This is a genomic window from Chryseobacterium sp. MMS23-Vi53 (assembly GCF_047651245.1).
In the GTDB taxonomy this organism is placed as follows: domain Bacteria; phylum Bacteroidota; class Bacteroidia; order Flavobacteriales; family Weeksellaceae; genus Chryseobacterium.
Genome location: NZ_CP180265.1, coordinates 2,799,145 through 2,821,965, shown reverse-complemented (window position 1 = coordinate 2,821,965; position 22,821 = coordinate 2,799,145). Strand labels below are relative to the sequence as shown.

Genomic DNA, 22,821 nt, shown 5'->3' with positions numbered 1-22,821 from the left:
ATGAGGCGAATGAAAATGCTTCGAATATTAATTTAAAATTAAACCAAAAACAAATTACAAAATGGCAGAAAATCAAAATCCTGCAGAACCAGTTGCAGAAAACACACCAACACAAACACTTTTTAGATTCGTAAGCTTAAGAAGCCCTGAATTGTCTGATGAAAAAGATCAGAATAAAAGGTTTGTTCTTATGTCTGATGAAGTGAAAACAGACAGTCATTTTTATTACCCTGTGAAAGATGGGTCAGGAACAAAAAGACAGCTTCTTCTGGCTCAGGCATCAACATTTACAGACTTTATTTCTAAGGATAAACCAACAAACAACCTTGATACTTTTAAAGAAAGGTATAAAATTATTTATGATTTTTCAGTATGGTTAGCAAAAAATAAAGGTACTTGTACCTATCAGGAGTTTTTAAATAAAAGGGATGCTGTTTATGCTGAGCATAACGCTGAATATCCTGATCCAGTTACTTTATGGGATAATTTTATCTTTCAGGTTGTAACCCAAAAAGATTTCTATATTAAAGAGGTAATGATGCAGGCAATTTTGGCATTGCACGCTCTTCAAACCATTACAGACGGAGAAGAAGAGACAATGTTATTGCTAAATGCAAGAATCGTTCTTCCTAAAGAAATGATGATGGATAAGGAAACTTCAAACTCTCCTATGGTATCCAGAGCAGCAGGAAACGAGATAAAAGAAACATTCCCTTCTGAGGAAATGAAAAAACAGCAGGAAATTTCTCTAGCTAAAACAAAGCTTAGCAGAATTGAAAGCTTAAAGAAAAACCTTTCCTCGGTAGAAAAACAATACAACAAGGAATACCAAGCCGAATATAAAGTTCAGGACGAAGCATACCAGACCAGAATTGCACCGGATCTTGAGGCATACAATGAGGCTGTTGCCGCAGCAAAAGAAGAATATTGTGGAGTAAGACCTCCAGGAATTGAATATGACCCGAAGGATCCATGTCAGCAACCCAGAACAGTTCCATTTCCAAAGCTTCAGAAATTTGAATTTAATTTTAGAGACGAAGTTGTTGCAGAAAACCTTGTTGCATCTTTGAAACCTGAAAATGTAGAAACACTTCTTGATGTTTTAGGATATAAATTTGATCCTCAAAATGTAGAAGCACGTGCTGCCGAAGATGATGCAAGTGATTTAGAAGATTTATTGGATGGTAGAAATACCTTTCTAGAATTAACAGTGGCCATCAATGAAAATATAGAAAGATTAAATACAGCTATTGTTGAAAATACCCAAGGTAATGAGGAAACCTACACAAGTATCGGCGGTGTAATTATTCCGACAGCAAGAACTATTTCTGTTCCATTTACATATCAGATGTGCCCAAGATTCATTTACAAAGGATGCGTACAGGATTTGGCACTAAATGTACCTGACTCATCATGGGATGTAAATTATATTACTTACAGTCTGACACCAAATAATTCACAAACAAGTATTGATGGAAATTATTTTGTAAAAACAAGAAATGGAAATACAATTTTCCTAAATGATTTATATTCTCCTGAAATAGATTTTAGTATTATTCAGGATGCTACTTTAAGAGTTAAAATTTTCTTTTCTAATGGTAAAACAACAGAAATTGTTATTCCAAGAGTTCAGGCAAGATCATGTAGCTCTGGAAGCTTTGAGCTTGAGGTTGAAGAGGGAGAACCGCCAGTAGTAATTATTGAAGATGAGGATAATTTTATTCCTTCAGGATTTGGCTTTAAAAATATTGGTGTTGCTGATTATTTGAAAGTCGAGCAAAGCACTCATGCTTATGTAGAAGGTGAAGTTGCCCATATCGAAAACGTAATGGCAAGAGAGTATCGCGAAAAATCTACACGAAGACTGAGAAGAAGCGAAAATACAACAACCTCATCTACAGATACAGAAAGAGAGCAGCTTACGGATACAACGACAGCGAATCGTTTTGAAATGCAGAGTGAGATTTCGAAAATTTTACAAGAGTCAAAAGATATCAATTTACAAGCTCATTTTGATGCTACTTGGAAAACTGGAACAGGTCCTATGTCTGCAAATATAAATACAGGTGTAGCTGGTGGTTATTCTAGCCATTCATCCAAAGAAGAAAGTACAAGGCAGGCTGTAACTCAAGCTCAAGATATTACTTCAAGAGCAATGGACAGAATTGTAACTAAAGTTCACGAAGAAAGAATTGAAAAAATTATTGATGAATTTGAAGAAACAAATTCTCATGGTTTAGACAACAGAAAAGGAGACAAGCATGTTGTAGGAGTTTACAGATGGGTTGATAAGCTGATGAAAAATCAGATTTACAACTATGGTAAACGAATGATGTTTGAGTTTATGATCCCTGAGCCTGCTAAGCTGCATTTGCTTGGAATGACAAATATTAAAAGTGCTGATCAAACAGATCTAGTAAAACCTATTGATCCTAGGGCAAAAGGAGATATGCAAATACTCGATTATAGTAAATTTACAGATACTAATTTAAAATATTGGGTAGGAAAATATAATGTTGAATTAGACGAAAAGCAAGCCGATATTTATTATTTAAGCAAATCATTTAGCGATAGAGATCCTGCATTTTAGTGGAACCGATGGTGGCAATATTCAAATTGTGTCTGGTGCTGGTGAACTAGAAATTCCTCAAGGATATGAAGTTCAAGAAGTTGAATATACATTCAATACTTATCCTCATAGCTTTAATGGAAGCCACCAAGCATTTATGACAATTGCTGGAAGAAGTACAAGCTGGATTACTTCTACTCTTAGCACACAAATTGGAGGAACATTAAAAGGTTTTAGCGTTAGAGAAAAACTAGCTTATTCTTTCACAACTGGAGAAAGCCCAATTATAAATGGTAGCATTAATGCTAAGTGTGTCTTAACTCCTGAAGCTAAAGCGGCTTGGTTACAGAAGACTTTTAATGCTATTATTAACGCTTATGAAGAGGCTTTAGTAGAATACAATAATTCTATCTCTGAAGAAAACAACAAAGCTGTAGTCATCAAAGACTCAAATCCTAATTTCTACAGACAAATTGAAAACACGATTTTACGTAAAAACTGTATTTCCTATATGTCGAACAGAGCTGCCGGATCAACTCATGGATATGGCTTATCAGGATTAACACAAGGAAATTCATTTAATGATTACGAAACTGTTCTTTCTAGCAAATTAGATAAATATACAGCTTTCGTAAAATTCATGGAACAGGCATTCGAATGGGAAAACCTTTCTTACTATTTATATCCATACTACTGGGGAAACAAATTGAACTGGACAGATTTATATCAATCTGAAAATACAGATCCTGTATTTAGAGCTTTTTTACAAAGTGGAATGGCAAGAGTGATTGCAACAGTACGCCCAGGCTTTGAAGACGCAGTACAATTCTATTTAGCAACCGGAAAAATCTGGAACGGCGGCGAAGTTCCAGTAATTGGAGACGAGCTTTATTTATCTATTGTTGATGAAATGAAGCAACCAAAAGGTATTAAACAAGGAAAAGCTTGGTTAACAAGACTTCCGACAACATTAAATATTCTTCAGGCAGAAAGCATCGGATTAAAAGTAGCTCATGCATTGCCATTTACAACAGAAAATCCGGATGATTTTGAAGTTCCATCTGAAGTAATTACTGAAGAGAAATTCAATTTTGAGACAAATGAAAATCTTTTGGGAGGCGCAAATAATGGGGATGAGAAAATTATTTCAGGAGACTGGGTTTAATTATAAATAATGCCTAAACAACTGAAGGCAGAGTTCAGGCTCTGTCTTTATTAAAAATTTATTAACACTAAAAAAACAAAATATGTCCGAAATAGGAAAAATTATAAGAGTAAATGCGTTGCCTCCTGCCGGAGCAAGAGAAACGAATGTTATTTATCAAGTAGCTGCAGTTGGCGGAGCTACTTATACAGACTATGCCATTGATGCGAATGGAGATTTAAAGACCCACGCTGTTGTAGACGGATCAATCCCCGTTGAAATTTCAGATGATCATGTACATATTTCTGATCTTGATCTTATTGCAGAGGGAATTTCCACTCAATCAGATTACAATTCTATTACAAAAGAAAAAATAGAAGGAAAGCTAGACAAACCACTTACAGACGGAAACGTTCAGGATTACAACAAAATTATTGGTCTTAATAGCAATGGAGAGGTTGCAAAATTACCCGCAGGAGATTTAGGAAAAAATGTTGCTAATTCAAAATTAACATCAATTGACGGGGCTGGTCTTACATTGGGTGCGGATTGGGAAATGAAAACGTCTGGCAAAAATTATATTGTTTCAGGGTTATCAGATGTTTCAAACGATACTAATTTCAACACATTTATTGCCCAAAATTCAACAGGAAAAATTGGAAAGTCAACAGGAAAACAAGTTTTTTTAACTGTTCCAACATCTTTAACAGAAGCCGAACGGACAGCTTGGAAAACTGCGATGAATGGTGGATGGACCACAAATACCATGAACGTGGGGTTGATTTATCCTCTAATCGTACCCAAATCAACAAATCCCAACAACGTAACATTTATAACCCTAATTGGTTCTAATTTAAATTTAAACCCAAACAGCTTCACTGTTAAGATTATAAATTCATCAGGAACAGTTGTCGAAACTATTAATAATTCAAAAGTTACTTTACTTAATCCTAATATGATTAATTTTTCTCTTAATTCAAAATCTTATGCGTTAGGAGACTATAAAGTTAGATTATGGAATGGCGTAGCAGAATATACTACATCGATTGCATTTACTATTATTAACAGTGGCTCTGCAGCAGAAGTTGATATTAGCGGAAATGTTTGGTCAAGAATAACAGCAGGAAATCTTCCATTTGATAATGAATTGGTAAATACATCAAACGAATTAAATATTGGATATGATGTCGATTTGTATAATTATGCAGGGCAAAATGATAATGCTGTACTGGTAGCCTATTATATGCAGTCGTTTCTTACTGCTACAGATGATTTTGTAATAGAAGGAGCAGTGACAAAAGGTGGACAAAATTACAATCCTTTTGGTGGGTCTACAGGATTTGGAATCACTACTTCTTCAACAGATACTCTATCTGCAGAAAAAATTTCAGGAGCAATGGCGGTTGCAAATAATGGTCCTATTAATGCAACTTTTGTAACAGGAGGATCTGGTAGCGTAAACCTTGGAAATGGTGACAGTATGCGATTTATTATTTCTAAAAGAGCAAACTTTGTTACCACATCTATTTATAAAGATGATGGTTCTGTAAGTATTGTAACAAATGTTATTGATAATAATCAACCCACACCAATTAGATTTAAAGTTTTTGCGACGGCATTTTCATACACTCCACAAGCAACTTTTGGCGTCAAAATCTTAAGTATTAGAAAAATCTAAATCTAATGAATCTATAATGGCAGAGCCTAAAAAACTCTGCCTCTTATTAACACCAAAAAATCACAAAATGAGTTTAGAAACACCAAATCAAAAACATAATAACGATGGCTAATTTTCAAGATATAATCGAATTCCTTCGTATTAATCGAAGAAGCGATGAGGCAAATAAAAATATAAACTTACCAAATAATGTTTTACTAACTCCTTTAGAAGGTGGCGAAAGTTATCATGTGGATAGGAATATTTTTGAAAGTAATTTTATAATCTATAAAAGGCTTTTTTCAATATTAAGTGCTAATAATGTAGATACAATATATTTATGGGAAAATAATTCTGACAAAAAATATCTCTTTCAAAAGAGCAATTTAGAATATTCTAATTTACTAAATGGAGCAACAGAATTTCCAAATCTATCAGAATTAGTTGAGTATAGCATAGAAACAGATAACTACAATATTTATTTTTATGATGTAAGTGAAAATAATATCGTTATAAAATCCCAAGATTTACCCGAAATCATTCTATTTCCCGATTATATTAATTATAACCCAAATGATAGTCTTATTAAAGATATCAGCAATGGAGAATACATTTACTGGTTTAAAAACCATGTTTCTTTTTTTGCCAATGTTGTAAATACAATTTTTGATTTTCCTAGGAAAGTAATATTTGATTCTCAGAGAATGGTGAATATTACAAAATCTCAGAAATCAGGAAAAATGAATTTATTTCCTTTTATACAAACGAACGGCAATTCAAAAGTATTTACATTAAAGTATACTTACTATCAAAAAGAAAAACAATCCATTTTTACTCCTTCTGATGAAGATTGTGCATTAATACTAAACTTTAAAAGTGTCGGAGCTTTTTTATCTTTTTTAAATGACACTATTTTCAGTCAGGGAATCGACTTATCTTCAGGAGGAGGGGCAATGAAAGACTTTTTTAAGCAGCAATTTAAAAAAATCGTATTAGATACTTTAGCATTGAATTTAAAGAAGAATTCCGAACTCTATTATTATGATGCATTAGAAATTCTATACTATTTACCAGATTCTATTTCGGTAGAGATAGATACTGAAATTTTATGGTTACTGGTAAGGGAGGGAGTAAACAGAAATAATCTTACCAATAAATTAAATATTGCAGAAGAAGATATTTATATCAAACTTTTACAAATTCTTTTAGAAAGAAATGGACAGAATGAAATATTTCTGACCTACCTTAATACTGTTTTAGTAAAAAAGAAAATTACGATTCTGGAATTTCTTTATGATAGATTAAATGGCGATAATGGGCTAATTTTCGCAGGTTTAGTAAATAAAGCATGGCAAAAATCAAGATTTGTTGATTACAGTGTAAAAAATAATCCGGAATTTGCTTCAACAACTGGACCTAAACTTTTACCTTATCATTCAGAAAAGATATTTGGCTTTTTTACCAGCAATGCTTCTGCAGAGTTTGTTGAGAAGCCACTTAATAAATCTAATGCTGTAGACCGCGTATTACAAATTAATTTTGAGACGGGCAAAACTCAAACCGTAGTAGATCCTCATATAAAAGGAGGATTAAGAGAAGAGAAAATAGTTGAACATTATATTTATCATCCTTTTTATCCAGTTAAGTTAAAATTTACAGATAAAGATGATTCTCAACAAGAAACAGCGGTAAAATTAGATGCAATTATTCCCGCCTTTATGCTTAAAGTAAATGCCGATAAACAATTTTGGCATAATGTCATAAAATCAGGAGAATATGCACTGGATGTTGCTGCTATTGTAGGAAGCTATGGTACACTTTCTGAAATTGTTGCAGCGGAAGTAATTACTTCATTAGCAGTTGTACGAGGAATTGGAGCTGCAGCGGGAATTACAAGTTCAGTTGCCAATATTGTTTTAAAGCTAACCAATGCCGAGAACTCAGAATTAGGACAAACATTTTGTGAGTATTTGTTTTGGATAGAAATGTTATCTTTGAGTGGAGAACTTACTGTTGCTATAAAAAATGGACTGAGCCGTTCTGCAAGGAAACTTGTAGAAAAAGAAGATGATCTTTCTAAATTAGAAAGACAATTAAATGAAGCTTTAATTGAGGAAAATGGAAAAAAGAGAAAACTTACTAAAGAAGAGCAAGAAGAACTTCTTTCTGAACTTCATGGGAAGACCGGAATGGCAGATAATATTCCCTTGCTTACCACAGAAAAAGCAGTTAAAGAATTTAAAGAAAATTGGAAAAGACTATCTAAAATTAAGATCACACCTGACACTGCAATGGATTATTTTGATGAAGTTAGGGTTTATTTTAATCATATAATAATTACAAAGAATGGTGAGGAAATAATTCATCAAGTTGCAAACAATAATTGTACTGAAGTTGTGAAAGTAATTGATCATTATTTTAGAACAGGAGAAATTAAATTGGCTAAAAGTACAGGAACTCCTCATTATACAACTTTAGTTTCGTGGTTGAAACAAGAACATAAAATTGATAGTAAATTTGTAACTATAGAGAATGCAGCTGTTTTATGGACTGATATGGCTAATAATGAGATGGGAATATTACTTTGTTTATCCAAAACTGTTTATGAATCTCATCATGTAATATACGTTGTGAAAGATGCTAACGGAAAAGTACGATTTTTAGAAGGCCAAAATTTTAGCGGACTTGTAAACCTAAAAAAAGATGCCAAATTCAAAGAATTTAGATATATGAAAGTAACAGAGGTAACAAAAGAAATTAAATAATCAAGCTATGTTAACAGAACAAGAAATTACAAATATTGCCCAAAATCATATTGACAAATATGGTAAAGAATCAGGCATTAGATTATCACTTTTTAAAGAAGTTACTATTAGAAAAACTTACGGAATGATTTTTTTCTATGTAAGCAAGAAATTTTATGAAACAAGAGATGAAAAGTATAATACACTACTTGGTAATGTTCCTTTCTTAGTCAAAAATACGGATGGAGAAATAGTAGAATTCGGCTCCGGAAATACTATCGAATATTATATTCAAGAATATGAAGCTGGAAAATATTCTTAAATTTCAACATATCTTAAAAAAAACAAAACACGACACCTTTTGTCGCATTAAGCCCATATATTTGTTTCAGAAAAATAAATCATGAAAAAAGATTTTTACCTGACAAGATATGCCTTAATTATAAAAAGATTAGAAAGTTCTCCGGCTACCTATTCACAGCTGGAGGACTATCTACTCAACTCTTTCGAATTTCAGGATGCGGATATCAAGAGCTACTCGATCCGTACTTTGCAGAGGGATATTCGTGAGATTTCCGATCTTTTTAACCTTTCCATTCACAATAAAAAGAAGGGAGATAACCGTTATTATATCGAGAGCCGACCTATTATGGAAGTGGATGAATACAATCAAAAATTACTCGAATCTTTTCAGGTAAGCAATGCCATGAATACCCATCCGGATTTTGCAGATTTTATCTTTTTTGAATCCAGAAAACCAACGGGGGTCGAGAATTTTTATGACTTATTTTTCGCGATCCGCAACAGAAGAATCGTTGCTTTCGAGCATTACAATTACAAAAATAAATTGATGACTTCGCGAAAAGTTCATCCGTTAGCATTGAAAGAATCCAAAGACAGATGGTATCTTATCGCGATTGATACAAAAGATAAAATTTTAAAATCTTTCGGTTTAGACCGTATCAATTATCTTGATGTCAACGAAAAACAATTCAGAGAAAAGTATAAATACAACTTTAGAGAACATTTCAAAAATGCTTTCGGAGTGATGAACTTAACGGAGCAAAAACCACAACAGATCGTCCTGAAATGCAGCAGACATCAGGGAGAATACATCCGAAGTTTTCCGCTTCACATGTCACAAAAAGAGACGAAGGAAACGCCGGAAGAGATCTTTTTTGAATTCTTTTTGCACCCGACTTACGACTTTATGCAGGAAATTTTGTCTTACGGAAAAGAAGTTCAGGTCTTGGAACCTAAAAGTTTAGTTGATGATATTCGCAACCATCTTCAGGAGTCTTTGAACCGATATTTGGAAAGCTAAAAAAAGATTGGTTTTCAGATTTTTTGATTACATTTACATAAATATATCAAAAGTGAAAACACTATTTCTTTACCTGTTTTGCCTTATTTCTTCTCTCTGCTTTTCACAGCAGGTAGAGGAATTTAAAAATGTAAAGAACTTTTATAATCATCATCGTGTTTTGCTCAACAACGAGTTTAAAAAGAAATACGACATTGAAACCGATAAATTTACTAAAGCTTCCATCAAAGTAGATTATGTCATTTTCATGAAAAAAATGGACAGTGTAGAAAATGTTGCTTTAATCGGAGCTTTATTAAAAGTGAAAAATTTGGAAGATCTCGGAAAAATTCACACTAAAACAATAAAACCTGAGAACAATACAGAATTACTTCCTATCATCGACAAAGCCGCAGATTACCCGGGTGGAATTAATGCTTTGAGACAGGAAGTTGCCAATCTTTTTTACACAGACGGAGTCTACGCAGAACAGAAAACAGTAAAGGCTAATGTAGCATTTATTGTTGAAAAAGATGGCACCATTAGCAATGTTCAAGCACAGGGCGATAATTTCACTTTCAACAGACAGGCAGAAATTGCATTATATTCGGTTTCAGAAAAATTTTCTCCAGCGATTATTAAAGGTGATCCTGTGAGGTATCGTTTCAAATTACCTTTAACAATGAGTTTTGAATAATTAATTGAAATATTCTTTTTATAATTTAAATTTTAATTAAATGTTTACAGACGAATATTTCATGAAAATGGCGCTCAACGAAGCCGAAATTGCACTGGAAAAAGATGAGGTTCCGATTGGATGTGTTATCGTTTCCAATAATCGTGTCATTGCAAGAGCTCATAATCTTACCGAAACTTTAAACGACGTTACCGCCCATGCCGAAATGCAGGCAATCACTTCTGCTGCTAATTTTTTAGGCGGAAAATACCTGAAAGACTGTACACTCTACGTTACGCTTGAGCCTTGTGTCATGTGTTCCGGAGCACTTTTGTGGTCACAGATTTCAAAGGTTGTGATTGGAGCAAGAGACGCACAACGAGGTTTCATCAACAAAAATTTAACTCTTCATCCGAAAACGGAAATCGTGTCCGGAATTATGGAAAACGAATGTTCTTCGATCGTGAAAGAGTTTTTTAAATCAAAAAGGTAATTTTAATCTTTAGAATAATTTTCCTTTAAAACAGATTATCAAAATAATTCACACCTTTCTTGATGTTTTAATTCTGTTTAAAAGAGTAAAAAATTAAAGCAACCCAAAATTGTCATTCCGTAGGAATTTAGGTGTAGCATTAGTAAATTAATTAAAAAATTAATTGCCGAGATTGCTACAGAATGACAAACTTTGTGATTCTATTTTTAATGATAATTTAAAGATCTTTTCCTAAAAAATACAAACCTTTCAGCGTATGAAGTCTGTCCATCACATGAATTTTCTCCGTCAAAGGTTTGTAAACATGAGAAACTCCTCCCGTTGCAACAACGAAACAATCGTCGTTCACCTCATCGTTTATTCTGTCGATAAAACCTTCTACCATTCCTAAAAATCCGTACACCATTCCGCTTTGCATGCAGGTTACAGTATCTAAACCTAAGACTGTTTTTGGTTTTTTCAATTCAATTTCCGGAAGCTGTGCGGTTTGGCTGATCAAAGAATTTAAAGCCGTAACAATTCCCGGAGCGATAATTACGCCCAAAGTTTCGCCATTTTCGGCAACACAACTTGCGGTAAGCGCAGTTCCGAAATCCAGAACAATTTTCTTTCTGTCCGGATACATATTATGAGCAGCAACAAGATTGGCATAAATATCCGTTCCCATCTGCTTCGATTTTGCAACAACCTCGGAAGGCGTATTTCTATCAACAATTACGGGAAGAATTCCGTGGATTTTCTTGATCGCCGAGCTCATCACTTTGGTAAGCTGAGGTACAACCGAACCGATAATCACTTTGCTTATTTCCTTTGGTTCAACTTTATAAGTCTGATAAAGCATCAACATCTGAACATACAACTCGTCCGCCGTTCTGTAAGGTTTCGTATTAATAACCCACGAAATATCACAATTGTCATCATCAAAAAGCCCAAATCGGATATTGCTGTTTCCTATGTTTATTACGATTGAATTCATTTATTTGATTTTTAAGAAGAAATTTCCACTATTAATTAAATGAAATTTCTTATTAATTTAAAGCTTTAAAATTAATGATTTTAATAAAAAAAACACTTTCAAAACTAATCAAATTAAATTGTTCTTTTAAAATTATTCATTCTTTTAAAACAATTAATTATATTTAAAAACTCAAAAACATTTCAACCTCATCTCCATGAAAAAGCTATTCTTTTTATTTCTGTTATTTATTGGTTTAAATATCTCTGCACAAACAGCGGCAACGGCAAAAGAAGTATTTAAAAAACTAAAAACCGAAGCTAAAATCGATGGAAATGATAAAGAAGTTTACAATCTTCTGGATGAATTTTATAATAAAAGTCTACAAGCTGATAACGATGAAATGACTTCTGAAACAATAGAAAAAATCCAAAGGCTGGCTTCGGATCCTAATACGAAAAACCTTCATATCCTGATGCTTTTTTTGATGTATCAGCAGCATATTACGCAGACTGCAATGGTGGGAAAACCATCTAATCCGGAGCTCCAAATTGAGATCATGAGATTACTGGAAGACGAAACAAAAAATGTATACGGAAAAATTCCTGTTATCGTTTATATCTACAAATATGAAGCGCTGGATAGCGGAAAACAGGAAGATCTTGCGAGAGCAACTGTCGCTCAGGGCTTGAAAGAATATCCTGATTCCATCCCTTTAAAAGTCTACAGCTACCTGAATACAAAAGACGAAAAAATAAAAAATGATTTGATTAAAAACCATCCCAATCATTGGATGGTAAAGCAGTTTGGGATACTGTAAGCTATATTAAGCTATTTTTTAATAATTCATTTTTCAGATATCTCATATAATTTTATTTGTAATAAAACAATATCCACAGAGATTACAAACTGAGTTGTGTGATTAGTGAAAACATTGTGCAATTTGTATAAAAAAAAACAAAAAATCCCACAGAAAACCTGCAGGATTTTAAATTATATTTTAGAATAATCATTTCACTTCAACGAAATTATCATCCATATTCACATCAGCAATTCTTTGGCTGAAATCTATTCCTAAAACAGAAAGCTGATCTTTTGTATAAGGAACTGTAATCGTATATTCCTTCTGAGTCCACGGCCAATAAGGCATTGTTTTAAACTCTCCATATGCATCTTTTTCTTTCCAGGTATGTGTCATATTTAATGGAATTTGATAATTAATTACCTTTTTATCCTTCGTCATCACACTGAAATCAATAGGCATTGGCACTCCCCCATTATTCACCAATGTAATCGTTGTTGATTTTGCTTCGTATTTTACATCTTTAATTCCGTAATCGATCGTTTTTGTCGTGTTGATCCAATAATTCTGGAACCATTTTAAATCCATTCCCGAAACTTTTTGTGCGATGTGCAGAAAATCTCGGTCAGAAGGATGTTTCATCGACCATTGATTGTAATATTGCTTCAATGTTTCCGCTAAGTTCTGCTCTCCCATGATGTAACCCAGCTCCACCAGATACAACTCTCCTTTCACATAAGAAGCATATGTGTAAGAATTTCCGTTATCATGGTGATCTCCCAGCCAAACTGCTGGTTCTTCGATTCCTTTTTTAATGAAATTTCTGTAAGCGTTCAACGTATTTGCAAACGGATTCGGAAGTTCTTCCGGGAACAACTGATACATGACGTAACCTTCTGCATAGCTCGTAAAACCTTCATCCATCCACGGTCGCATCGATTCGTTGGTCGCCAACATTTGCTGATACCAAGAGTGCGCACCTTCGTGAGCCATTAATCCCATCAAACCTTTAATGTCTTTCGCTTCACCTAAAATCATGGTACACATTCCGTATTCCATTCCGCCGTCTCCACCTTGAATGAAAGCATATGTCGGATAAACATACTTTCCGAAGTGAGAATTCATCAATTGGAAATATTTCGTCACGTAAGGTTGAGCCTGTTCCCAAACCTTTGTTTTGTCATTATTTTGATATACTAAAAAAACTTTTGGTCCTTGTGGAACATCAAAACTTTTTACAACATAATCTTTATCTGCACTCCATGCAAAATCCAGCATATTTTTCGCTGTCCATCTCCATGTTGCTTTATTTTTTTCAGCCTTAATTTTTGCATTGGCATCATAACCTTTCACTTCTGTAGGGTTTTCAAGAATTCCTCCTGCTCCTACAACATAATCTTTGTTGATTTTAATGGTAACATCAAAATCCGAAAACGGTGCATGAAATTCTCTTCCTATATAATCAAATGTTGCCCAACCATCATAGTCGTACTCTGCTATTTTCGGATACCACTGCGTCATTGTCATATCGACACCTTCTCTGTTATTTCTACCGCTTCTTCTGATTTGTTGAGGAATTACCGCATCCCAGTCCAATGTAAAAGTTGTAGTTGAGTTTGGCTTAATCGGTTCAGCAAGATAAACCTTCATGATCGTTTCCTGAACTTCAAACTTCAACGTTTTCCCGTTTTGTTTGATCCAGTGAATATTTTGTGCTCCTTCCTGATCTTTCGGAATAGAAGCCAATCTTGAAACTCCATCTTTCTGCAATCTCGAATCACCATTTTTCCCTTGAGAAGCCACTCTTTGATCCATCATAGAGTTTGGCTTAAAAGCATTCCAGTATAAATGGAAATAAACCACATTAAGTTCGTCCGGCGAATTATTAGTGTATTCTAACGTTTGATTTCCCTGATACGTAAATTTTTCAGCGTTCACATCAATATCCATCTTATACTTCGCACTTTGCTGATAGTAAGCTCCCTGCTGAGCCTGAAATTGTGAAATGATAAACGCAAAAATGATTGCAACCGATTTTTTCATTTAAAATTTTTTATTTTTTCTAAAGGTAAGTAATTTTAGAAAGACTCTCAAAATCGGGCATTAGATAAGTTATTCTATCTCAATATTGAAACATTATAGTAAGTTTGAAACTATATTACTTTAAAATAATCCATGCAAATTATTACAAAAAGATGATAATTCAACGAAGAAAAATAAGAGTTGTAATTGTTACTTTAATTCAATAGGATTATTTCTCTTTTTTAGATTTGCTTTTACCAGTTCTACACTTTCGGGAGCTACACTTAAGCCACTTCTCGCAGCTTCGTTAATAATATTATCATTAATATTTTTTAGTGTTTTTAAATAATCTTCTCTAGAGATTTCCTTATGTTTTTTTAAATATACTTCCTGAAAAAGCTGATTATTTGGAAGATTACTTTTTTTTATACTAATGAGTTCATAATCAAAGTTATTTTCAGAATCTGAAACTTTTATGATAAGACCTGGCAGATTATTAAATTTATAAGGACCATCGTTCACAGGAATATCTTTAGTATACCACGCTACCCAAGTTCTACCAGCATATACTGTCTCAGCCTTCGAACAATTCAAATTTCCGATTTTCATCGTTTCATTACTTAATTTCCAATTAAATTCAGGACTTTCAGGATAGCTGAAATAATACTTAAGTATATTATCATATAATACAAGGTTCTTATCTTTTTTGCTTTTAAGCACTATATATTTAAATCTTGTTTTTGGAGCTTTTGTAAAATCTAGGCTTTGAGCTTTTGCAAGTGCTTTTATTGCCGAGTCTCGTTTTAAAAAATTATCACTTAAAAAATAAGATTTTTCATTATTAACAAATAAAGTAAAATCTTCACTTTTAGTATTAAAAATATCTGTAGAATCAGGTTTATAAGTTAACCTATAGCCGAAAGCATAATTATTTTCCTGAGAAAAAAGCATTGACGAAATTAAAATCAACACTAAAACTAATCTATTCATGTTCAAATTTTTCATATTAAAAAAGCACTATGTCGCCATAATGCTTTCTATATTTATTTTCGAAGAAATGCCATCACTTATTCTCCACAAAACAATTCCTCTCCGGCCAAAGCATTTTCTATCATTTCTAATGCGGTTTCTCCACAGGCATAACCTTTAACACCACAACTATATGAGACCGGAGCACACGCATATTTGCCGTTCTGCTTTCTTGTTTCGATTCAGTTTTTACTTCTTCTTCTGTTTCTTCTTTAGAAACAATTTTTGAATTAATTTATAGTATTTTTCAACTAAGCAATATTACAAAAAAATAATTATTCACAAAATATTGAATAATTATTTTTTGAATAATTTAAGGATTTCATAGTAAATTAATATAATATTTGTAGATATTTCCCTTTTTATATTGAGAATATATATATATCTGTCAAATTAGTACATCCGTAACAAAAACAAAAAATCCTTCAAGGTTTTGAAACCTTGAAGGATTAAATTATTAATTGAAATAATCAAATTATTTTTTAGCAGAAACTTCTTTTTTTCCGCTTTGTAAGATCTTTTCTAAGATTCTTAATGTGATAAGATATGTTGGTTTTACACCTGTTAATCCCAAACCACCTGAAGAAAGGGTACTTCCCGTTTCCAATGGATTATCCGAAGCGTAATACGCATACATTACAAACAAATCCGGTGAAATATGATGTCTGATTTTAGACGCCACCTGAATTGCTTTTTGATAATGCGCCCCTTCCATTTCAAGTCCGATTGCTTTCCATGAAGTATTCATAAAATAAGAAAGAATATCTCTATTTTGAAGGGAAGTTCCTAAAACTGTAATCATCGGACCTTCGAAAGCCTTCAATTCATCATCGTGGAAATCTTCCAGTTTTAAAGCATTTTCAAAAGGATAATTATCTGCCGTACCTTCAAAAATATGCGAAGTTGGGATCATGATATCTCCTTTTCCACCTTCAAGAATTCCCGCTTTACCCATGATAGAAACAGATTTTACTTTCATCATGTAGACTTCACCTTTTTGTTCAAAAGGTCTCAGCAATTCATCCATTACTTCAAAAGCCTGTTCGCCAAAAGCATAATCGAAAACCATAATTACATCATCTCCACCAAATTTAATATCGTGAAAAGGTGTATTTTTGAGATTTGTTTTGCTTAAATCTATAATCTGAACATCAATATTACTTCCGCTCTTATCGTTAATATAGATCATTCCTTCCTCCAAAGCATATTTTGAAACCTTGTCGCGAAGTTCTTTCTTATCGGAAATTTCTCCGTAAAGCTTGTAATCTACTTCCTTATGATCCTTTTTCTTTAAAGCATCATTGGCATACAGCATATTTTTCACTGAGTGCATGTTCGCAGAAATAATGTGCAACGGACGCATATGAAGATTGTTTTCAAATAAAACCTCTTTCACTTTGTCTGCCCATTTCTCACCGAAATAATGATGCCCCACTCTTTCCTTTAAAATAGCACTGAAATGAATTTCTCTCTCTCTCGTCTGTTTTGCATCCTCAAGACTTACTTTTCCTAAGTTGTAAATGATTTTAAATAAACGATCCGGATTATTATCATCACCGAAAGTATTGTAAGCGTTTAAGGTCTCTTCAAAAGTTCTTCCTATTAAAGAAGATAAATGAATAAGAGCAACCTCTTTTTCTTTTCTGCTGAATTTTTTTTCGCCTTTTACTACTTCTTCGATTATTTTAAAAGCACGTGTCGGTTTCCAGTTTTCATCCTGGATGAAAGCCAGATTTCTCACTTTATCTGCTTCTATAAATAAAAATGTAAGGTGGGTAAGAATATCATAAATCTCAGAACGCCCCAAAAGAACTTCGATATTCATCTGGTGCTCGTCGATTCTATAGCAATTTCTTCTTCTCTTTTTAGGAACAATAGGTTCGAAACTTCCTTTATCAAAACCCTCATCCGATGTCAGATGAATAAAAGCACATTCTTCAATTCCCTCCGGAAGCCTGTCCAAAACATACATCAAACCATCCAGCTCCAGTTTATTCGGAATATTCATACTTCCGTAAATCTCGGGGTTAATGGTTTTCAACAAACTTCTTATGCTCTCTCCTGAAACACCACCGGGTTTAAAAAAACCTCTGTAAAAGAGGTGTCTCATAGAAATATACAATCTTTCAATTGCTTCCGTCGTTTCTCTTGCTCTAGAATTTGTCATAAAATAAATTTCACACAAATATACAAAATCTCCGCCCAACTTATTTTAAGTATCTTTTAACAAACGATTTAACATAATATATAAATTCAATAAAGTCATTACGATGAGCGAAGCGAAGAAGTAGTTTCAATCCTAAAAAACTTCTAGCACACTTCTTCCAACTTCTTAACTTTTATAGGTAGCTTTATCCCGCTTTCTGCTATATCTTTTTTGCCTTACTTTCCCCCTCTGCAAAAAAGGATGCCGCGGCAATCGGGGCTATGGTTGCTGTGTTTCATTTCAAGATTTGAAAAATACCGACAGAGTTTGTCATGCTGAAAGCATCTAGGCATAGTATTAGAAAATTCTATAGGAAAAATTCGCCTCTAGATGCTTTCAGCATGACAAACTGTATGAAAATTATTTTAATAACAGATTTTTCACTCTGCTACACTTTATTCAGAATGACACCTAAAAAAAATTACACACAAATAATATAAATTCGTAAATTGTTTCTTATAATATATATTCATTATTAAGAAATATTAATAATGCAGACCTTAATCCAACCAACCCCCTCTCAAAATTCAAATCACCGTTTAAAATTTAGTTAAATTTTAAAACACCCCTCAAATTTTTAGGGTAAAAATTTTTTCGATTCATTTTTTTTGTAAATTTGCAGCGTAAAAATTAAATCTAATATGTCAACTTTAAGATTCAAAGCGTTAGAAACTTTACCATTCAAGGACTTTAGAAGAGATAATTCTGTAGAAGTTCCTGTAAAATTGTCAGAATTATTCTGTCAGAATGTTTTCTCAGAAGAAACAATGAGAGAATATTTAACGAAAGAAGCATTCCAATCGATCATGGATGCGGTAAGAAAAGGAACTAAAATCCAAAGACACATCGCAGACCAGGTTGCAGTTGCCATGAAAGACTGGGCAATGAGCAAAGGTGTTACTCACTATACTCACTGGTTTCAGCCATTAACAGGAAGCACTGCAGAAAAGCACGATTCATTCTTCACTCCGATCGAAGGAGGTAGAGCAATCGAAAGATTCAGCGGAAACTTATTGATTCAGCAAGAACCGGATGCATCTTCTTTCCCGAATGGAGGTATCAGAAACACTTTCGAAGCGAGAGGTTATACAGCTTGGGATCCTACATCTCCGGCATTTATCATGGGAACTACATTATGTATTCCTTCAATTTTCATCTCTTATACTGGAGAAACTTTAGATTATAAAGCACCTCTTTTAAGAGCACTGAACGCGGTAGACGAAGCTGCAACAAACGTAATGCAGTATTTCGACAAAAACGTAACAAAAGTAACTCCTACTTTAGGTTGGGAGCAAGAATATTTCTTGGTTGATTCAGCATTATACCAATCTCGTCCGGACCTTGTATTAACAGGAAAAACTTTGCTAGGACACTCTCCTGCAAAAGGGCAGCAATTGGATGATCACTATTTCGGTTCAATTCCTACAAGAGTAATGAACTTCATGAAAGAGTTGGAAATCGAGTGTATGAAATTGGGTATTCCTGTAACAACAAGACACAACGAGGTGGCTCCAAACCAATTCGAGTTAGCTCCAATGTTTGAAGAAGTAAACGTTGCTGTAGACCACAACTCTTTGTTGATGGACGTAATGGCAAGAATTGCTCACAGACACCATTTCCACATTTTATTCCACGAAAAACCATTCGCAGGAGTAAACGGAAGCGGAAAACACAACAACTGGTCTTTAGCAACTGATACAGGTGAAAACCTTCTAAGCCCGGGAAAAAATCCTAAGAAAAACTTACAATTCTTAACATTCTTCGTTAATACAATTAAAGCAGTTCATGAATATGCTGATCTTTTAAGAGCAAGTATTGCTTCTGCAAGTAACGACCACAGACTAGGTGCAAACGAAGCTCCACCGGCAATTATTTCTGTATTTATCGGAAGCCAGTTGTTCAGAGTATTGGAAGAGCTAGAAAAAGTAACGGAAGGAAAACTTTCACCGGACGAAAAAACAGATTTAAAATTAAATGTAGTTGGAAAAATCCCTGAAATCTTGTTGGATAACACCGATAGAAACAGAACTTCTCCGTTTGCATTTACAGGAAATAAATTTGAAATCAGAGCGGTAGGTTCAGCTGCAAACTGTGCAGAGTCTATGACTGTAATGAACACGATTGCTGCAAAACAATTAATGGATTTCAAAAAAGAAGTTGATGCATTAATTGAAACAGGTCTTAAGAAAGACGAAGCGATCTTCAATGTATTGAGAGAATACATCAAGCAGTGTAAAAACATCATGTTTGAAGGTGACGGATATTCTGATGACTGGGCAAAAGAAGCTAAAAAGAGAGGTTTGAATAACCTAAAAACGACTCCGGAAGCTCTTAAGCAGGAAATGGACAAAAAATTCTTAACACTTTACGAAGAAATGGGAATTTTCACGCATAGAGAAGTTGAGGCAAGAAACGAAATCAAATTAGAAAAATATTCTACAGTTATCGATATTGAAGCAAGAGTTTTAAGTGATATTGCGAGAAACCACATCATTCCTTCTGCTTTGAACTATCAAAACAGATTGATCGAGAACGTAAAAGGTCTTAAAGAAATTTTCGGAGATAAAGAATTCAAATCTTTAGCAAAAGAACAAATGAGTTTGATCACAAGCATCTCTGAAAATGTTTCTAAAATTAAATTAGGTGTCGAAGACCTTATTAAAGCAAGAGAAGCTGCAAAAGCAACGTCTGACAGCCAAAAGCAGGCAGAAAACTACTGCAACAAAGTAAAACCTCTATTCGACGTTATCAGAGATGCTTCTGATGATTTGGAAATGATGGTTGATGATGAGCTTTGGCCAATGACAAAATATAGAGAAATGTTATTTACAAAGTAACATCTGTAAAGTTCCATATTAGTGAAACTCCTCGATTGATCGGGGAGTTTTTGTTTTTTTTAATCTGATTTTTTGATGTTGAAGCCTTCCGTCAGTTCGAGTGTTTTCGTAATAAAATGAAGAAAAATGTATCGAGAACCTTTGGTGAAATAAGAACTTCTCGATACAATTTTTTCAAAAATTTACTCGAAATGACGTTGGGTTCTATACAAACTTTTGCTTAAATTAAAGTTTAACTTAAAATACTAATAGACAAAGACTTCCACAACTTCAAAATTCATACAAAATTTAATTTTAATTTTGCTTCAATTATGAAAATCCTGATCGTCGAAGACAACAAAGAACTCGCTCAAAGTATGGAATTTTACCTTGAAGGAGAGAACTATATCTGCGAATGCGCTTACAGTTACAACGAAGCTTTGGAACGCCTTACGTTCAATTCGTATGATTGTATTTTGCTGGATATCATGTTGCCTGACGGAAATGGATTGAATATTTTAAATTACATTAAAACCGAAAAAATCAACAGCGGAATTCTCATTATTTCTGCTAAAAATGCTTTAGACGACAAAATCGACGGACTGGAAAAAGGAGCCGATGATTATATCACAAAACCCTTCCACTTACCGGAGCTGCATGCCAGATTAAGAGCCGTTTACCGAAGAAATAAAATGGACGGTTATAATGAAGTAAGATTCAACGAGATTATTTTAAATACTGATACTTACGAAGTTATTATCAACGAAACAAGGTTGGAAGTCACTCAAAAAGAATTTGAATTGCTTCTTTACTTCCTCGTAAATAAAAACCGCGTTTTATCGAAACAGTCTATTGCTAATCATCTTTGGGGAGATTATACCGATAATTTGGCTAATTTTGACTTTGTTTATCAGCACGTTAAAAATCTCAGAAAAAAGATCGCTTCCGCAAACGGAAACGATTATATTGAAACAATATATGGCTTGGGATATAAGTTTAATGCTTTAAAATATAATGGTTCATGAATTTAGTGAATAAAATATCGATCTGGTTTATCGCCATTATCTTGCTCGTCACTCCGGTGAGCATGTACATTTCGTATACAAGCATTAAAAAGCGACTGGATAATGTTGAAATTGAAAGATTGAAAACCGTCAACAATTATGTAATCAATCAATTAAAAAACGGCGAAGCTCCTGCAAATTCGACACAGGGACTTCCTATTTCCATTAATGTATTAAACGGAAAAAATCTTCCTGCGCAACCGGAAATTATCCATACCTGCCTTGAAGACAATGGCGTCTCTAAGAATGAATGTAAGATCCAGATCAATTCTTTTGCAAATATTGATAACAAGATTTACAAAATCTCTTCCTACACCTACATTACCGCTACCAAAGAAATTATGGGCGGAATGCTGATCGCTCTCTTCTGGAAATTATTATTAATTACAGCCATCGTTTTTATCACCGCAAGAATTTTATCTAAATTCATATTAAAACCTTTCCACCACGCGATCGACGGACTTCAAAAATTCAGTATTCAGAAAAAAGAAAGACTTGAACTTTTACCGACAAGCACAAAAGAGTTTAAAAAATTAAATGAATTCCTAAAAATCATGACCGACAAAGCATTGGAAGACTACGCTTCTGTCAAGGAGTTTTCCGAAAATGCTTCCCATGAAGTTCAGACTCCTTTAGCCATTATTCAAAGTAAGATTGAATTATTAGCGGAAACGGAAATCAATGAAAATCAAGCGATTTTATTAACAGACATTCAGAATTCCATTGATAAATTAAGCAGAATTAACCGATCATTAATTCTTTTAACTAAATTAAACAACAACGAGTTTTTAACGAATAAAGAATTGAAATTCTGCACCGTTGAAAAAGAAGCGCTGTGTGCTTATCACGATCATTTGGCTTTGAAAAATATTACGTTAAACAGAAATAGCGAAAAGAATGTTTATGTTAAAATTCACCCGACTTTAGCAGAAATTTTATTGAGCAACCTTCTTTCCAACGCAATCAGACACAATCTGGAAGGTGGTAAAATTGAAATAAATCTTACCAAAAGTTACTTTCAGATCAGCAATACCGGACTTCCACCCGATGTTTCCACAAATGAATTATTTAAAAGATTTAAAAAAAGTAACCAGTCCCAAGAAAGCATCGGCTTAGGATTGTCTATCGTAAAACAAATCTGCGAAGTGAATAATTTTCTCGTTCAATATGATTTTGCCGACGGATGGCATTCAATTACCGTTTATTTCGACCATAAAGAAATTAATAAACCTTACATTTTACATAAATCCGAAGAAAATAAACTTGAATTTGAAAGCGTAGAGCAAATAGTAAACTTTGCTGAATAAAAGCGGTTTGTATTATTTTTTTCAACTTCAAATT

The 22,821-nt window shown here is 33.6% G+C and carries 16 protein-coding genes; 12 read left to right on the top strand and 4 right to left on the bottom strand.

What is annotated here, in order from left to right; all coding sequences use genetic code 11:
* Positions 1-61 precede the first annotated feature (61 nt).
* From ACKX2A_RS12585 to ACKX2A_RS12550, 8 genes are all read left to right on the top strand, one after another.
* Entirely contained in the window at positions 62-2,590 is a 2,529-nt protein-coding gene (locus tag ACKX2A_RS12585) for a hypothetical protein (RefSeq protein WP_415325084.1), read from the top strand.
* Between the two features lie 28 nt (positions 2,591-2,618).
* A complete protein-coding gene (locus ACKX2A_RS12580; protein WP_415325082.1) occupies positions 2,619-3,734 on the top strand; it encodes a hypothetical protein in 1,116 nt (371 codons plus the stop codon).
* A gap of 82 nt (positions 3,735-3,816) precedes the next feature.
* Entirely contained in the window at positions 3,817-5,391 is a 1,575-nt protein-coding gene (locus ACKX2A_RS12575) for a hypothetical protein (RefSeq protein ID WP_415325081.1), read from the top strand.
* Between the two features lie 104 nt (positions 5,392-5,495).
* Positions 5,496-8,135, top strand: coding sequence for a hypothetical protein (locus ACKX2A_RS12570; RefSeq protein ID WP_415325079.1), 2,640 nt, complete (start codon positions 5,496-5,498; stop codon positions 8,133-8,135).
* A 7-nt stretch (positions 8,136-8,142) separates the two neighbouring features.
* A complete protein-coding gene (locus ACKX2A_RS12565; RefSeq protein ID WP_415325078.1) occupies positions 8,143-8,436 on the top strand; it encodes a hypothetical protein in 294 nt (97 codons plus the stop codon).
* An 81-nt stretch (positions 8,437-8,517) separates the two neighbouring features.
* Positions 8,518-9,438: a helix-turn-helix transcriptional regulator gene (locus ACKX2A_RS12560; RefSeq protein ID WP_415325077.1), complete on the top strand. Its 921-nt coding sequence runs from the start codon at positions 8,518-8,520 to the stop codon at positions 9,436-9,438.
* Positions 9,439-9,490: 52 nt separating this feature from the next.
* A complete protein-coding gene (locus ACKX2A_RS12555; protein ID WP_415325075.1) occupies positions 9,491-10,114 on the top strand; it encodes an energy transducer TonB in 624 nt (207 codons plus the stop codon).
* A 40-nt stretch (positions 10,115-10,154) separates the two neighbouring features.
* Entirely contained in the window at positions 10,155-10,586 is a 432-nt protein-coding gene (locus ACKX2A_RS12550; protein ID WP_415325073.1) for a nucleoside deaminase, read from the top strand.
* 217 nt (positions 10,587-10,803) lie between these two features.
* On the opposite strand, the gene ACKX2A_RS12545 is transcribed toward ACKX2A_RS12550, so the two are convergent.
* On the bottom strand, positions 10,804-11,562 hold the full coding sequence (locus tag ACKX2A_RS12545) for a type III pantothenate kinase (RefSeq protein WP_415325069.1): 759 nt from the start codon (positions 11,560-11,562) through the stop codon (positions 10,804-10,806).
* A gap of 196 nt (positions 11,563-11,758) precedes the next feature.
* On the opposite strand from ACKX2A_RS12545, the gene ACKX2A_RS12540 reads away from it, so the two are divergent.
* Complete coding sequence (locus ACKX2A_RS12540) at positions 11,759-12,361, top strand: hypothetical protein (protein ID WP_415325067.1); 603 nt, start codon at positions 11,759-11,761, stop codon at positions 12,359-12,361.
* A 189-nt stretch (positions 12,362-12,550) separates the two neighbouring features.
* Here the strand turns inward: ACKX2A_RS12540 and ACKX2A_RS12535 are convergent, their stop codons facing one another.
* The 3 genes from ACKX2A_RS12535 to ACKX2A_RS12525 form a co-directional block, all read right to left on the bottom strand.
* Entirely contained in the window at positions 12,551-14,386 is a 1,836-nt protein-coding gene (locus ACKX2A_RS12535) for a M1 family metallopeptidase (RefSeq protein ID WP_415325066.1), read from the bottom strand.
* A 189-nt stretch (positions 14,387-14,575) separates the two neighbouring features.
* The gene (locus ACKX2A_RS12530) at positions 14,576-15,355 is read right to left on the bottom strand and encodes a GLPGLI family protein (protein WP_415325065.1); all 780 of its coding nucleotides are present in this window, start codon (positions 15,353-15,355) and stop codon (positions 14,576-14,578) included.
* Positions 15,356-15,869: 514 nt separating this feature from the next.
* Positions 15,870-17,561, bottom strand: coding sequence for a DUF6909 family protein (locus ACKX2A_RS12525; protein WP_415325064.1), 1,692 nt, complete (start codon positions 17,559-17,561; stop codon positions 15,870-15,872).
* Positions 17,562-18,241: 680 nt separating this feature from the next.
* Between ACKX2A_RS12525 and ACKX2A_RS12520 the strand changes: the two genes are divergently transcribed.
* The 3 genes from ACKX2A_RS12520 (at position 18,242) to ACKX2A_RS12510 (ending at position 22,787) form a co-directional block, all read left to right on the top strand.
* Positions 18,242-20,437: a glutamine synthetase III gene (locus tag ACKX2A_RS12520; RefSeq protein WP_415325063.1), complete on the top strand. Its 2,196-nt coding sequence runs from the start codon at positions 18,242-18,244 to the stop codon at positions 20,435-20,437.
* 311 nt (positions 20,438-20,748) lie between these two features.
* The gene (locus ACKX2A_RS12515) at positions 20,749-21,441 is read left to right on the top strand and encodes a response regulator transcription factor (RefSeq protein ID WP_415325061.1); all 693 of its coding nucleotides are present in this window, start codon (positions 20,749-20,751) and stop codon (positions 21,439-21,441) included.
* Complete coding sequence (locus ACKX2A_RS12510) at positions 21,438-22,787, top strand: sensor histidine kinase (RefSeq protein WP_415325060.1); 1,350 nt, start codon at positions 21,438-21,440, stop codon at positions 22,785-22,787. The genes ACKX2A_RS12515 and ACKX2A_RS12510 overlap by 4 nt, the downstream gene beginning before the upstream one ends.
* Positions 22,788-22,821 lie beyond the last annotated feature (34 nt).

What these genes read in the sequence shown, in the direction of transcription:
- ACKX2A_RS12510 (WP_415325060.1), top strand. Translation starts at nt 21,438, where the DNA reads ATGAATTTAGTGAATAAAATATCGATCTGGTTTATCGCCATTATCTTG.
- ACKX2A_RS12520 (WP_415325063.1), top strand. Translation starts at nt 18,242, where the DNA reads ATGTCAACTTTAAGATTCAAAGCGTTAGAAACTTTACCATTCAAGGAC.
- ACKX2A_RS12540 (WP_415325067.1), top strand. Translation starts at nt 11,759, where the DNA reads ATGAAAAAGCTATTCTTTTTATTTCTGTTATTTATTGGTTTAAATATC.
- ACKX2A_RS12550 (WP_415325073.1), top strand. Translation starts at nt 10,155, where the DNA reads ATGTTTACAGACGAATATTTCATGAAAATGGCGCTCAACGAAGCCGAA.
- ACKX2A_RS12545 (WP_415325069.1), bottom strand. Translation starts at nt 11,562, where the DNA reads ATGAATTCAATCGTAATAAACATAGGAAACAGCAATATCCGATTTGGG.
- ACKX2A_RS12570 (WP_415325079.1), top strand. Translation starts at nt 5,496, where the DNA reads ATGGCTAATTTTCAAGATATAATCGAATTCCTTCGTATTAATCGAAGA.
- ACKX2A_RS12585 (WP_415325084.1), top strand. Translation starts at nt 62, where the DNA reads ATGGCAGAAAATCAAAATCCTGCAGAACCAGTTGCAGAAAACACACCA.
- ACKX2A_RS12530 (WP_415325065.1), bottom strand. Translation starts at nt 15,355, where the DNA reads ATGAATAGATTAGTTTTAGTGTTGATTTTAATTTCGTCAATGCTTTTT.
- ACKX2A_RS12525 (WP_415325064.1), bottom strand. Translation starts at nt 17,561, where the DNA reads ATGACAAATTCTAGAGCAAGAGAAACGACGGAAGCAATTGAAAGATTG.
- ACKX2A_RS12535 (WP_415325066.1), bottom strand. Translation starts at nt 14,386, where the DNA reads ATGAAAAAATCGGTTGCAATCATTTTTGCGTTTATCATTTCACAATTT.
- ACKX2A_RS12565 (WP_415325078.1), top strand. Translation starts at nt 8,143, where the DNA reads ATGTTAACAGAACAAGAAATTACAAATATTGCCCAAAATCATATTGAC.
- ACKX2A_RS12515 (WP_415325061.1), top strand. Translation starts at nt 20,749, where the DNA reads ATGAAAATCCTGATCGTCGAAGACAACAAAGAACTCGCTCAAAGTATG.
- ACKX2A_RS12575 (WP_415325081.1), top strand. Translation starts at nt 3,817, where the DNA reads ATGTCCGAAATAGGAAAAATTATAAGAGTAAATGCGTTGCCTCCTGCC.
- ACKX2A_RS12560 (WP_415325077.1), top strand. Translation starts at nt 8,518, where the DNA reads ATGAAAAAAGATTTTTACCTGACAAGATATGCCTTAATTATAAAAAGA.